Source organism: Amycolatopsis sp. NPDC050768 (assembly GCF_040654155.1).
Classification (GTDB): domain Bacteria; phylum Actinomycetota; class Actinomycetes; order Mycobacteriales; family Pseudonocardiaceae; genus Amycolatopsis.
In genome coordinates, this window is sequence record NZ_JBFAHL010000004.1 from 479439 (window position 1) to 492098 (window position 12660).

Sequence of the window (12660 nt, forward strand, 5' to 3'; positions counted from 1 at the left end):
ATCTCGAATCGAAATTCGTATATCCGTAAGCTACCGGCCGCGTGGCGAGGGAGTCAAGACGATCGGCAGCTGCGGCGATAGCCTGCCGCGGGCACGACAACGCCGGCCCCGGAACCACCGCTGGTACCAACGGGTTCCGCAGGGCCACGACGAAGTCCGGCGACAGCCGGTATCTCACGCCCGGGGCGGCCCAGCGATTCCGCGGGCGATGACGTCGTCGGCGTCCACACCGGACTCCGCGAGCAGGGCGCGCGTGTGCTGGCCCAGCGCGGGGACGTCGCCCATGCGGGCTTCGACGTCGGCGAAGGTCGCGGGTGGCAGCAGGGCGTCGATCTCGGCGAACTCGGTGCCGACCTTGCGCCAGCGGTCGCGGGCGCGCAGCTGGGGGTGGTCGACGACCTGGCCGACTTCCTTGAGCTGAGCGGCGGGAACGCCGGCCGAGGCGAGGCGCTCGTCGAGCTCGGCGTTGGTCCAGCGGACGGTGTGGCCGGCGACCGCGGCGTCGCAGGCGGCGCGGTGGGCGACGCGGTCGACGTTGGTGGTGAACCGCGGGTCGCCGGCGAGTTCGGGGGCCTCGAGCACGGCGGTGACCAGGGTGCGCCAGCCGCTGTCGTTCTGGACGCCGATCAGCATCTGGCCATCGCGGGTCGGGAAGGCGTCGTACGGGGCGATCGAGCTGTGGCTCAGCCCCATGCGGGCGGGCTGGGTGCCGGCGTACATCTGCGTGTAGAGCGCGTAGCCCATCCACTCGACGGTGGCCTCCAGCATCGAGACCTCGATGGTGGCGCCCTCGCCGGTGCGCCAGCGGCGCAGCAGCGCGGCCAGCACGGCCTGCGAGCAGTACATGCCCGACGCGATGTCGGCGGTCGGGATGCCGGTCTTCGCCGGCGTCTCGGGCGTGCCAGTGATGGCGATGAGCCCGGCCTCGGCCTGGATGAGCATGTCGTAGGCCTTGCGCTGCTCCATCGGCCCGCCGGCGCCGAAGCCCGACACGTTCACCACGACCAGTTCCGGGTGCTCGGCGCGCAGATCACCGAACCCGAGGCGGTCGGCGGCACCGGGGGCGAGGTTCTGCACGAACACGTCCGCGCCGGCGACGAGCCGGCGCGCGATGTCGCGGCCCTCCGGCACTTTCAGGTCGAGCGCGATCGACTCCTTGCCCCGGTTGAGCCAGACGAAATGCGCCCCGGTGCCGTGGACGACGTGGTCGTAGCCGCGCGCGAAGTCGCCACCGTCGATGCGTTCGATCTTGATCACGCGGGCACCGAGGTCGGCGAGGTTGCGGGTGGCCAGAGGAGCGGCGACGGCCTGCTCGACCGCGACGACGGTGACCCCTTCGAGCGGGCGCGTCACGACTGCTTCCGCTTCTCGGCGCGCACGAGCCCGCCGCCGACGATGAGCCGCTGGATTTCGCTGGTCCCTTCGTAGAGCCGCATGAGCCGCACGTCGCGGTAGATACGCTCGACCGGGACCTCGCGCAGGTAGCCGCTGCCGCCGTGGATCTGCACCGCCAGGTCGGCGGTCTTGCCGGCCATCTCGGTGCAGAACAGCTTCGCCGCCGACGGCGCGATCCGGCGGTCCTCCCCCGTCACGTACAGCCGCGCGGCCTCGCGGGCCAGCGCCCGGCCGGCGAGCACGCCCGTCTGCTGGTCGGCGATCATCGCCTGCACCAGCTGGAAGTCCCCGATCACCGTGCCGCCCTGGGTCGCGGTCGCGGCGTAGGAGACCGACTCGTCGAGCGCCCGTTGCGCGGCACCGACGGCCAGCCCGGCCATGTGGACGCGGCCGCGGGCCAGCGACGTCATCGCGGCCCTGTACCCGACCTCACCGTCTCCGCCGACCAGGGCCTCGGGGCCGACGCGGACCCCGGTGAAGGTGACTTCCGCGGTGCGCGAGCCCTCCTGCCCCATCTTGGCGTCCTTCGGGCCGACCGTGATTCCCGGCGCGTCGGCCGGCACGAGGAACACCGCGATGCCCGTGCCGGAATCCGACGCCGGCCGCGTGCGGGCGAACACGACGAACAGGCCGGCCTCGGTGGCGTTGGTGATGAACTGCTTGCCGCCGTCGATGACCCAGCCGTCGCCGTCCGGTTTGGCGGTGGTGCGCAGGCCTGCCGGGTTCGACCCGGCGCCGGGTTCGGTGAGCGCGAACGAGGCGACGATCTCGCCCGAGGCGATGCCCGGCAACCACCGCGCGCGCTGCTCCTCGGTGCCGAACCCGACCAGGACCTGGCCCGCGATGCCGTTGTTCGTGCCGAACATCGAGCGCAGGGACAGCGACGTGTACCCCAGCGCCATGGCGACCTCGACGTCCTGCACGAGATCGAGGCCGAGACCGCCCCACTCCTGCGGGATCGCGTAGCCGAACAACCCCATCTCGGCGGCTTGGGCCCGAAGATCGGCGGGAATGGCGTCCGTGGTCATGATCTCGACCTCGCGAGGCGTCACGCGGGTGCGCACGAAGTCGTTGATCTGACCGAGGACGGCCGCGAACACGTCGTCGGGGACGTCGGGGTTGCCCAGGTACATGGCGATCAGTATCCGCCGAGCGGCCGCACCTCGCCCAGCCCCGCTCAGCCGCACGATTCCGTTTCGCCGCTGGTCCAGATGCCGAGAACGGCGTCCCGATCACTGAGAAGCTGAGCTAGGCTCACGATGTGACGTCCTACACCCATGGTCACCAGGAATCCGTGCTCCGCTCACATCGCTGGCGGACCGCCGAAAACTCGTGCGCGTACCTCCTGCCCCGGCTCGCGCCCGGGCAGGCGCTGCTCGACATCGGCAGCGGGCCCGGGACGATCACCGCCGACCTCGCCGCGCTGGTGGCTCCGGGCCGGGTCACCGGCGTCGAGATCACCGACGCGGCCCGCCGGCTCGGCGAAGCAGAGGCCGCCCGGCGCGGCTTGGGCAACGTCGAGTTCGTTGTCGGCGACGTCCACGCGCTCGACTTCCCCGACGACACCTTCGACGTCGTCCACGCCCACCAAGTGCTGCAGCACGTCGCCGACCCGGTGCTGGCCCTGCGCGAAATGCGACGCGTGTGCCGCCCCGGCGGTCTCGTCGCCGCGCGCGACGCCGACTACCAGGCCTTCACCTGGCACCCCGCGGACCCGGCGCTCGACCGCTGGCTCGAGCTCTACCGCCAGGCCTTCCGCGCCAACGGCAGCGAGCCCGACGCCGGCCGGCGGCTGCTCACCTGGGCCCACGCCGCGGGCTTCACCGACGTCGTCCCGTCGTCCGCCACGTGGTGCTTCGCCACACCCGAAGACCGCGCCTACTGGGGCAGCATGTGGGCCGAGCGCGTCCTGAACTCCGACACCACCACCCAGATCCTCCGCGACGGCCTCGCGCAGCCGGCCGAGCTCGAGGAGATCTCCACCGCGTGGCGCCGCTGGGTCGACGACCCCGACGGCTGGTTTTCCGTCCTGCACGGCGAAATCGTGGCCGTCGCGTAAAGTCAGCGCGAGAAATCAGATTTCGTCGACCTGATACGCGACCACACTCGCGGGCACGAGCAGCGCACCGTTGCATTCCGCGGTCGCCGGGCCGAATCCGTACGGGACGAAATCACCCGCCGCGAACCAGAACGCGTTTCCGCTCGCACAGTGGGCGATCACGCGGTAGCCGTGACCTTCGCCGGGCAGGCACGAAACACTGATGCCCTGTCCGAAAAAGATGCTGTAGCGCTCCCCGAAACAGCCCGCCGCGGCGAACTGGTCACCACTCGCCGCGGCGGGAACAGCGGACAGACCCAGCAAAGAAAACAACATCGCGGCAAGAACAAGCAGATTTCGACGCACAATTCCTCCCAGGCACGAGGATCTCGACCTTTTCCAGCGTAGAAGCGCGGGAGAATTACCGGCAATTCATCGGGCGAGTGAGTGAAAGCCAGCGGAACGTCACAGCGCTGCTCCATTGGAGCCGGCCCGGGCACCCACCGGACACGTCCGCGCGACGGCCCGGCACACCCCGCAGAACTCGGGACCGTTTCACTGCCGGCGCCCGGGGAGGCTCAGGACATGGCCTTGCTCGCGGCGTTCGCTGCCTTGACGTTGACGACCGCGTCGAGGTAATCGGCGATCGCGTCCCGGTTGCGGGTCAGGAACTCGATGCGTTCGGTCAGCCGGTCTTGCTCGCGGTGCAGGGTGGTGATCATCTCGGGAGGTCACGTCGGGCACGTAGATGGTCTGGGGCTTGTCCAGGCACGGCAGGAGCTGCTCGATGATACGGGTCGGCAGCCCCGCGTCGAGCAGTCCCTTGATCTGCCGGACGACGTCCACGTGCGACTCGGTGTACTCGCGGTACCCGTTGCCGCCGCGGCTCGGCGCGAGCAGGCCCTGTTCCTCGTAGTAGCGCAGCAGCCGGGTGGAGACGCCCGTGCGCTCCGCGAGCTCACCGACTCTCATGTGTCCAAGACTACCTTGACCTTCACACCAATGTGAATGTTCAAACTCGGTCCTGTCAGGACAATCACGACTCGCTCGGAGAACTGTCATGAAGCTCGGACTCCGCCTGCCCCAACGACTGGGTGTGGACCTGCGGCACGACGTGGTCGAAGCGGCCCGCACGGCGGAAGCGGCCGGTTACGCCGGCTTGTGGACCTACGAACGGCTGCTCTTCCCGGAGAAGCCCCTCGAACCGTACGGGGTGCCGAACGCGCCGTGGCCCGCCGCGCAGCGGCAGGCCGCCGATCCCCTGGCCGTGCTCACCGCCGCCGCGGTGGTGACCAGCACCGTGCGCCTCGGCACGTCCGTCCTGGTCGCCCCGCTCCACCTGCCCATCCAGCTGGCGAAGGAGCTGGCCACGGTCGACCAGCTCAGCGGCGGCCGCGTGATCGCGGGCCTGAGCACCGGCTGGTCCACCGACGAGCTCCAGGCCGCCGGCACCACGCGCGCCGACCGCGGCCGCATCCTCGACGAGACCCTCGACGTGTTCGACGCCGCGTGGGGCCCGGACCCGGTGACCTTCCGCGGCACCCGCACGGTCATCGACAACGCGGCGGTCCTGCCCAAGCCCGTGTCGAAGATCCCCGTCATGCTGGGCGGCGGTGGCGACTCCCGCGCCCTGCGGCGCATCGCCCAGCGCGCCGACGGCTGGCTGCCGCTGCTCACCACCCCCGGCCCGGCCGGCACCGCCGAACTGCGCACCGGCTGGGACCGCATCCGGGAGCTGGCCACCGACTACGGCCGCGACGCGAGCCGGATGGAGATGGTCGTGGTCGGCAACGTCACCTTCACCGACCGCCCGGCCGGCCCCGATCGCACCGCGTTCGTCGGCACCCTCGACCAGATCCTGGAAGACGTCCACACGGCCGCCGAGGCGGGCGCGGACGAGCTCATCGTGGACCTGAACCTGCAGGACTGGTTCACCAGCACCCGGCAGATGCTCGAGACCGCCGTGGAAATCCGCGACCGGGCCGACGTCTGACCGGCGACGCCACCGGAGCCGCAACCGGTTCCGGGGTCACCGCCTGACCAGCGCCGGAGCGCTCAGCTCCCGTTGTACAGCCGCGCGAGCGTCGCCATGTCCTCCTGTCCGAGACCGGCCGACTGGGCCCGGTGCACGACGTCGACGGCGGTCCGCACCGTCGGGCTCTGCCGCGCCGGGTCGGGAACCGCGTCGAGGAACAGTTCGAGGTCCTTGCGCACCAGGTCCACCGCGAAGGCCACCGGAGGGTTGGTCTCGGACAGAAAGGCGTCGCGCTTGTAGCGCACGAACGGGGCGGCGATGGCGGACTCGCCGATCGTGTCGTAGGCCGTGCGCAGGTCGATACCCGCGCGCGTCGCGGTGCCGAGGACCTCGCCGAGGGTGGCGTTGAAGGTGTGCAGCAGGGCGTTGACGCACAGCTTCAGCGTCGAGGCGGTGCCGACCGGTCCGATGTGGATGGTCCGCCCGCCCAGGAACCGCAGCACCGGGTCCGCCGCGGACAGGTCCTCGGCCGCACCGCCGAACATGATCGTCAACGACCCGGAGCGGGCCGCGCCGACCGACCCGGACACCGGGGCCTCGGCGAACCGGATCCCGTGCCCGGCCAGGGTTTCCGCCACTTCGCGCGCGACCGTCGGCCCGGAGGTGCCCATGTCGAGCACCAGCGTGGTCCCGGCGAGCGCGTCGACGACCCCGGTCAGCACGGCCCGCAAGGCCGGCCCGTCGGCGAGCATGGCGATCACCACGTCGGCCCCGGTCACGGCGTCGGCCGCCGAGGCCGCGACCCGGTCCGGCGGAATTCCGGCTCGGCGCGCCCGTTCGGGATCGCGGTTCCAGCCGACGACGTCGACGCCGCTGTCGACCAGCCGCAGGAGCAGCTGCGAGCCCATCGCGCCCAGTCCCAGCACCGCGACCTTCACAAGCGCCTCCCCGGGTCGATGAGGACCTTGCCGTCCACTCCCCCGGCAGCCAGCCGCGCGAGGCCGCGGTCGGTGAGCTCGTCGAGCCCGATCACCGAGTCGAGCAGCTCGGCACCGAGCACACCGGCGGAAAGGATCTCCAACGCCGGCACCAGATCCGCCCCGCACACGTGCGCCACCGTCGACTCGACGGTGATCTCGCGCAGCACCAGGCCGAACAGGTCCACCGCGGGCGCCTGCTTGGGCAGGCCGACGGCGAGGATCCGTCCGCCGTCGGTGACCATCCGCAGCGCGTTCTCGAACTGCCCCGGCGCACCGCTGGCCTCGATGACCACGTCGGCGCCACGCCCACCGGTCAGCTCCCGCACCGCCTCGACGACGTCGCCCGCCGCGTCCACGGTCCGGGCGGCGCCGAGCCGGGCGGCCCGATCCAGCTTGTCGCCGGCGAAGTCGACCACGGTGACGTCGGCGTCGTCCAGGTGCCGCAGCCCGGCCAGGACGAAGGAGCCGATGGCACCGGCGCCGATGACCACCACGGTGTCACCAGGCCGGACGCCCGCCCGCCGCGCGGCGTGCAGGCCGACGGCCAGCGGCTGCGCCAGCCCGGCGTGGTCGAGGGGAACCCCCGCCGGGATCGGGCGGAGCATGCCGGCGGGTGCGGCGACGTATTCCGCGAGCCCGCCGGGGGCGTTGAGCCCGAGCGTGTAGTACCGGCGGCACAGGTTGGTGCGGCCCTCACCGCAGCGATCGCACTGTCCACAGGAGACACCGGCGCCGGCGGCGACCAGATCGCCCGCGGCGAACCCCTCGCCGGCGTCCACGACCTCGCCGACGAACTCGTGGCCGATGATCATCGGGCCAAGGTGCCCGCTGCCGGGGTGGCGCCGGGTGAGCGGCACCATCTTCGGGCCGGCCGCCCACTCCGTGGCGTCAGAGCCGCAGATCCCGCTGCGCCGCACGGCGACGAGCACCTCGCCGTCGCGAAGCCGGGGCACCGGCACCTCTTCGATCCGGACGTCCTGGCGGCCGTGGTAGACGGCCGCCCTCATGGTCGGGGTCACCGCGCGGCCTCGAACTCGAGGTGCACCTTGATGTTCTTCGCCGTGTCGCGCGAGGCGGTGATCGCCTCCGCGGCCCGCTCCACGGGGAACCGGCCGGTCACCAGGTCGGACAGGTCGAGTCCGGCGCGGGCGAGGAACCGCAGCGTCTCCGGCCACACCCCCGGTGAACCGATGATGCCGCGGATGCTCAGCTCCTTCGACTGGATGAGACCCAGCGCGGCAGGCGCGCTGCCGCCCACGTCGATGCCGACGTACACGACCCGCGCGCCGTGCGCGGCGACCTCCAGCACGTCGGCCATCACCGACGGCCGCCCCGTCGCCTCGATCACCACGGTGCCACCGACGCCGCCGGTCGCCTCGGCCACCTGCTCCGCGATCGGCCCGGCCGTCGGGTCGAGCACCACCTCGGCGCCGAGCTTGCGCGCCGCTTCCGCGCGCCCGGCCGCCGGCTCGACGGTGATGGTGCGCGCGCCCAGCGCCGCGGCACCGGCGGTGACACCGAGACCGATCGGACCGGCGCCGAACACCACCACCGTGTCGCTGGCGTTGACGTTGCCCGCCTTCATCAGCGCGTGGTATCCGCAGCTGAACGGCTCGACGAGCGCGCCGTCGGTGAACGACAGCGAATCGGGCAGCCGGTGCAGCCACGCGGGTTTGGCGACGAAGAACTCCGCCGCCGCACCGCTGACCGAGAAGCCGAAGTGGTCGTCGCCGATCACGCACTCGCCCACCACGCGGTCGCCGGGCGCGAACTCCGTGACGTCGGCACCGGTCTCGACGATCTGGCCCGCCCACTCGTGCCCCGGGATGATCGGATAGGAGAACGGGATGATGTAACGGCCTTCGAGCAGGTCGATGTCGGAGTGGCAGATGCCGACCGAGCGGGCCGCGACGAGCACCTCGTCGGCGGCGATCCGCGGCACCTCCAGCTCGTCGACGGACACCGTGTCCGCCGCGGTGAACCTCAGGGCTTTCATCGTCTGGCTCCTTCTCAGGCGGTGGCTTCGCCGCGGCCGGCCGGCGTGTTGAGGTGCGACTGGGACTCACGCGCGGTGGAGAGCGCGCCGTTCACGGCGATGTAGCGGGGACCGGCGACCAGCAGGTCCTCGGCCGGGAACTTGGTGATCACCTCGCAGCCCTCGGGGGTCACCACGAGCTCCTCCTCGATCCGGGCCGCGCCGATGCCGTCGGCCGAGGGCCAGTACGTCTCGAGCGCGAACACGTTCCCGACCTCCAGCACCTCGGGGTGCTCCAGCGAGACCAGGCGCGAGAAGATCGGCTTCTCCCAGATGGACAGCCCGACGCCGTGCCCGTACTGCAGGGCGAACGCGGCTTCCTCGTCGGCGAACCCGAACTCCTGCGCGGTGGGCCACACCGACACGATGTCCGCCGTCGTGGCGCCCGGGCGCACCAGCGCGATGGCGTGGTCCATGTACTCACGGGCCCGCACGTAGGCGTCACGCTGCGCGCGGCTGGCCGAACCGACCGCGAACGTGCGGTAGTAGCAGGTGCGGTAGCCCTGGTGGCTGTGCAGGATGTCGAAGAACGCGGGGTCACCGGGCCGGATCAGCCGGTCGGAGAACACGTGCGGGTGCGGCGAGCAGCGCTCGCCGGAGATCGCGTTGACGCCCTCCACGTACTCCGAACCGAGGTCGTAGAGCGACTTCGAGACCAGCCCCACGCACTCGTTCTCCCGCACGCCCGGGCGCAGGAACCGGTAGAGGTCGTCGTAGGCCGCGTCGACCATCGAGGCCGCCTGGGTCAGCAGCGAGATCTCGTCGGCGGTCTTCACGCGCCGGGCCTCCATGAAGACCTGCTGCCCATCGGTGACCGTGATGCCCGCGCGCTGCAGGGCGGCGAGGATCGGCAGCTCGATCACGTCGACGCCGAGCGGTTCGCCGAGCAGCCCGAACTTCTCCAGCTCGCGCTTGATCTTCGCGGCGACCTCGTCGGCGATGCCCGCGTCCGGGTGGAACGCGCCGCGCAGCGTGGAGATCCCGGCGCGGGCCCCGGACTCGGCGCGCGGCCGGACCGCGCCGTGGTGCGGCGCGTGCGGGTCGGCGTCGGCCTCGGCGGTCGTGGTGGCGAGCCACGGGTTGTAGAGCTCGTGGTGCTTGGCCGCGGACCCGAAGTCCCACACGATCGGGTCGGTGGCGCGGGTCAGCAGGGAGAACCGGATGAGCTTGTCCATGGCCCACGTGCCGATGTGGGTGGCGGACATGTAGCGGATGTTGGCGAAGTCGAACGCGAGGACGGCGCCGAGGCTCGACTTGTCCAGCTGCTCGCGCAGTCGCTGCAGGCGTTGCGTGCGCAGGCGTTCGTGGTCGATCCTGGTCTCCCAGTCGACGGCGTTGGGCCCGAACGTGGCGATCGGCATGAGTTTTCCTTTCCCCCGCGGCGGTGGACCGCCGGGAACGTGTGACGAGCGGGACGGCCTCAGACGAGGACCATCCCGCCCTCGATCGGGATCACCTGCCCGGTGATGTAGTCGGAGTCGGGGCCGGCGAGGAACACGGCCGTGGGCACGAGGTCCTCGGGTTCGGCCGGGCGGCCGAGGATGATGTCGCCGGCCATCGCGGCGAACCCGGCGTCGCCCTCCCCCATGCGCTCGAGGTCGCGGTCGAGCTTGTCCCACAACGGGGTCCGCACCACGCCGGGCGCGAAGGCGTTGACGGTGATGCCGTGGCCGGCAAGCGCGCGGGCGCCGGACTGCGTCAGCGAGATCACCGCGGCCTTGCTCGCGCAGTAGGGCGCGAAGTTCGGGAAGCCCTGGCGGCCGGCGATCGAGGCCGTGTTCACGATCTTGCCGCCACCGCCCTGCCGGATGAACTGGCGGGCGGCCTCCTGGCTGCCGAGCACGACCCCGAACGCGTTGACGCGGAAGATCCGCTCCCACACGGCTTCGGTGATGTCGAGAAACTTCTCCGGCTCGTTGAACCCCGCGTTGTTGAAGTACGCGTCGACCCGGCCGAACTCGCTCACGGCGAGGTCGATCGCCGCGCGGACGTCTTCGCGGTCGACGACGTCGACACGCCGGTGCACCGCCCGCCCGCCACTGTCGCGAATGGACTGCGCCACCGCGGCGGCTTCGGGTTCGTCGCGGTCGGTGACGACCAGCGCCGCGCCCTCGGCCGCCATCCCGCGGGCGAGAGCGGCTCCGATCCCCCGGCCCGCGCCGGTCACCACCACGGTCCTGTCGGTCAGCCGAGCCGGCATGGCCACGCTCCTCTCGTCGAGACGCTCGGCGTTCGCTCCCGCTGAACGAAACGCCGCCGATCCGGGATGTTGCGCAGGTCGCACCCGCGCGTGTGTACAGCCACAACGCACGAACGTATGATCGAGTGAACAGTCGGCGATGGCGCCGCGAACGGAACGGGAGCGGCACCGTGGACGACCGGATCGGCCCTGCCCTGCGCGAAGCGCGGATCAGGCAGAAGCGCACCCTGCGCGGCGTGGCGCTGGCCACGGGGCTCTCGGCGAGCCTGCTGTCGCAGGTCGAGACCGGCAAGTCGCAACCGTCCGTGAGCACGCTCTACACGCTGGTCAGCCACCTGGGCCTGTCGCTGGACGAAGTGCTCGGCCTCGAGGTCACCGGCCGCCGCACGAAGGCCGAGCCCGGTAGCCGCCCGGTCGTCCTCGAGCCCGACGAGGCTGCCACCACCATCCAGCGCGCGGCCGACAACCCGGTGCTGGACATGGACAACGGCGTGCGCTGGGAACGCCTCGCGATCGACGGCTCGCGGTCGGTGGAACCGCTGCTGGTGGCCTACGAGCCCGGCGCGAGCAGCTCCGTCGACGGCGGGCTGATGCGCCACCAGGGCAGGGAGCACGCCTACCTCCTCTACGGCGAGCTCACGCTGCGGTTCGAGTCCGACGAGCACGTGCTGCGCGCCGGCGACTCGTTCTCCTTCCACTCCGAGCGCCCGCACCTCTACGTCAACCACACCGACGCGCCCGCGCGGGGGCTGTGGTTCGTCGTCGGCCGCACCGGCTCCGGCCGGCCGCGCGACTGGCTCGCCGAGCCGCCGGCCGAACTGATCGAGCTGCTCGGCCACCCGCTCCCGGCGACGAGCGACGAGCGCTGACCGAGCGCCCGGAGCGCGTGTCCTGCGCATTGCGTCCACTGTGGTCATTCCGCTGTGCTTGCTTCGGTCGTGGCGGGCGGGATGATCCGCTCCGCGCGCAAGGTCTCGAAGAGCCGGGCGAAGGAGTCCAGCGTGCTGGTGTAGCCCGTGAACCCGGCCTTGCGGCTCTTGCTCATGTCGGTGAGGCACTCGATGGGCCGGCCGAGGTCGCTGTCGGTGTGCCACCACGAGGCGACGCGGGTGAGGTCCGCTTCGCGCAGCCCGTGGCGCTCAGCGATCCGGCGCCAGACTCCGGCGGCGTCGGCCATCTGCTCCTCCAGCGGCGCGGGCTTGCCGTCGAACCCGGCCGGGGTGACGCCGAGCAGCTTCGCGAGGCGCGGCCACATCCAGCGCCAGCGGAACACGTCGCCGTTGGCGATGTTGAACGCCTCGTCGCGCCCGTTCTCGTCGGTGGCCGCCCACACCATCTGGTCGGCCAGCAGCCCGGCGTCGGTCATGTCGGTGACGCCGTTCCACTGGACCTCCGAGCCGGGGAAGCGGAACGCCCGCCCGGTCTCGCGGCAGACGGCCGCGTAGACGGCCAGCGTCATCCCCATGTTCATGGCGTTGCCGACGGCGTGGCCGATGACGGTGTGCGCCCGGTGCACGCTCCAGGTGAAGCCGTGGCGCTCGGCGGCCGCGAAGAGCTCGTCCTCTTGCGCGTAGTAGAAGTTCGGCACGTCGAGCCGCGCCTCGTCCTCGTGGAACGGCGTGTCGGGCGTGACCCCGGCGGCGTAGGCCTCGAACGGCCCGAGGTAGTGCTTCAGCCCGGTCATCAGGGCGACGTGGCGCACGGCGCCGCCCGCGGTGGCCGCCGCGAGCACGTTGCGCACGATGCCGGCGTTGACGTCGATGTTCTCCGCTTCGGTCGGCTGGCGCGACCACGCGGTGAGGAAGACGTGCGTCGGTTTCGTGTCCGCGAGCGCGGCGCTCAGCGCGGCCGCGTCCTCCAGGTCGGCGCGGACAGAGCGGACTCCGGCGATGCCGCATTCGCTGCGGCGGGACACCCCGGTCACCGCCCAGCCGCGTTCGACCAGCCGGGTGGCCACCGCGGCCCCGGCGATGCCGGTGACCCCGACGACGAGTGCTGTTTCGGTCACTGTCTCCTCTTTCTGCTGGGATCTGGGCC

At 71.6% G+C, this 12660-nt stretch carries 12 protein-coding genes and 1 pseudogene; 3 read left to right on the forward strand and 10 right to left on the reverse strand.

Annotation, left to right across the window (positions count from 1 at the left end; translation table 11 throughout):
* Window positions 1–174: 174 nt before the first annotated feature.
* Together AB0H62_RS15420 and AB0H62_RS15425 are read right to left on the reverse strand one after the other, a co-directional pair.
* Entirely contained in the window at window positions 175–1353 is a 1179-nt protein-coding gene (locus tag AB0H62_RS15420; RefSeq protein ID WP_360586526.1) for a CaiB/BaiF CoA-transferase family protein, read from the reverse strand.
* Window positions 1350–2528 (reverse strand): acyl-CoA dehydrogenase family protein, encoded by a 1179-nt coding sequence (locus AB0H62_RS15425; protein ID WP_360586528.1) that lies wholly within the window; start codon window positions 2526–2528, stop codon window positions 1350–1352. Before AB0H62_RS15425 ends, AB0H62_RS15420 begins: the two co-directional genes overlap by 4 nt.
* A 128-nt stretch (window positions 2529–2656) precedes the next feature.
* Between AB0H62_RS15425 and AB0H62_RS15430 the strand changes: the two genes are divergently transcribed.
* Window positions 2657–3454, forward strand: a complete 798-nt coding sequence (locus AB0H62_RS15430) for a methyltransferase domain-containing protein (RefSeq protein WP_220242358.1) — start codon at window positions 2657–2659, stop codon at window positions 3452–3454.
* A gap of 15 nt (window positions 3455–3469) precedes the next feature.
* Here AB0H62_RS15430 and AB0H62_RS15435 read toward each other — a convergent pair whose 3' ends face one another.
* Both AB0H62_RS15435 and AB0H62_RS15440 read right to left on the reverse strand, forming a co-directional pair.
* On the reverse strand, window positions 3470–3769 hold the full coding sequence (locus tag AB0H62_RS15435; RefSeq protein WP_360586530.1) for a hypothetical protein: 300 nt from the start codon (window positions 3767–3769) through the stop codon (window positions 3470–3472).
* A gap of 242 nt (window positions 3770–4011) precedes the next feature.
* Window positions 4012–4405: pseudogene (locus tag AB0H62_RS15440) on the reverse strand (MerR family transcriptional regulator).
* 88 nt (window positions 4406–4493) lie between these two features.
* On the opposite strand from AB0H62_RS15440, the gene AB0H62_RS15445 reads away from it, so the two are divergent.
* Entirely contained in the window at window positions 4494–5426 is a 933-nt protein-coding gene (locus AB0H62_RS15445) for an LLM class F420-dependent oxidoreductase (RefSeq protein ID WP_360586532.1), read from the forward strand.
* Between the two features lie 62 nt (window positions 5427–5488).
* On the opposite strand, the gene AB0H62_RS15450 is transcribed toward AB0H62_RS15445, so the two are convergent.
* From AB0H62_RS15450 to AB0H62_RS15470, 5 genes are read right to left on the reverse strand one after another with little or no spacing between them, the layout of a single operon-like run.
* Entirely contained in the window at window positions 5489–6346 is an 858-nt protein-coding gene (locus AB0H62_RS15450) for an NAD(P)-dependent oxidoreductase (RefSeq protein ID WP_220242361.1), read from the reverse strand.
* Window positions 6343–7407 (reverse strand): alcohol dehydrogenase catalytic domain-containing protein, encoded by a 1065-nt coding sequence (locus AB0H62_RS15455; protein WP_360586535.1) that lies wholly within the window; start codon window positions 7405–7407, stop codon window positions 6343–6345. The genes AB0H62_RS15450 and AB0H62_RS15455 overlap by 4 nt, the downstream gene beginning before the upstream one ends.
* Window positions 7404–8384, reverse strand: coding sequence for a zinc-binding dehydrogenase (locus AB0H62_RS15460; protein ID WP_220242362.1), 981 nt, complete (start codon window positions 8382–8384; stop codon window positions 7404–7406). The genes AB0H62_RS15455 and AB0H62_RS15460 overlap by 4 nt, the downstream gene beginning before the upstream one ends.
* Before the next feature lie 14 nt (window positions 8385–8398).
* Window positions 8399–9784, reverse strand: a complete 1386-nt coding sequence (locus AB0H62_RS15465) for a Xaa-Pro peptidase family protein (RefSeq protein ID WP_360586537.1) — start codon at window positions 9782–9784, stop codon at window positions 8399–8401.
* A gap of 59 nt (window positions 9785–9843) precedes the next feature.
* Window positions 9844–10623, reverse strand: a complete 780-nt coding sequence (locus AB0H62_RS15470) for a glucose 1-dehydrogenase (protein ID WP_220242364.1) — start codon at window positions 10621–10623, stop codon at window positions 9844–9846.
* Window positions 10624–10793: 170 nt separating this feature from the next.
* Here AB0H62_RS15470 and AB0H62_RS15475 point away from each other — a divergent pair, with 170 nt between their 5' ends.
* Window positions 10794–11492, forward strand: a complete 699-nt coding sequence (locus tag AB0H62_RS15475; protein WP_360586539.1) for a cupin domain-containing protein — start codon at window positions 10794–10796, stop codon at window positions 11490–11492.
* 44 nt (window positions 11493–11536) lie between these two features.
* Here the strand turns inward: AB0H62_RS15475 and AB0H62_RS15480 are convergent, their stop codons facing one another.
* Window positions 11537–12631: an SDR family oxidoreductase gene (locus AB0H62_RS15480; RefSeq protein WP_220242366.1), complete on the reverse strand. Its 1095-nt coding sequence runs from the start codon at window positions 12629–12631 to the stop codon at window positions 11537–11539.
* Window positions 12632–12660: the final 29 nt, after the last annotated feature.

Excerpts from the sequence above, each read along its gene's own strand:
- AB0H62_RS15435 (WP_360586530.1), bottom strand. The coding sequence starts at position 3,769 with ATGTTGTTTTCTTTGCTGGGTCTGTCCGCTGTTCCCGCCGCGGCGAGT.
- AB0H62_RS15470 (WP_220242364.1), bottom strand. The coding sequence starts at position 10,623 with ATGCCGGCTCGGCTGACCGACAGGACCGTGGTGGTGACCGGCGCGGGC.
- AB0H62_RS15465 (WP_360586537.1), bottom strand. The coding sequence starts at position 9,784 with ATGCCGATCGCCACGTTCGGGCCCAACGCCGTCGACTGGGAGACCAGG.
- AB0H62_RS15425 (WP_360586528.1), bottom strand. The coding sequence starts at position 2,528 with ATGTACCTGGGCAACCCCGACGTCCCCGACGACGTGTTCGCGGCCGTC.
- AB0H62_RS15460 (WP_220242362.1), bottom strand. The coding sequence starts at position 8,384 with ATGAAAGCCCTGAGGTTCACCGCGGCGGACACGGTGTCCGTCGACGAG.
- AB0H62_RS15445 (WP_360586532.1), top strand. The coding sequence starts at position 4,494 with ATGAAGCTCGGACTCCGCCTGCCCCAACGACTGGGTGTGGACCTGCGG.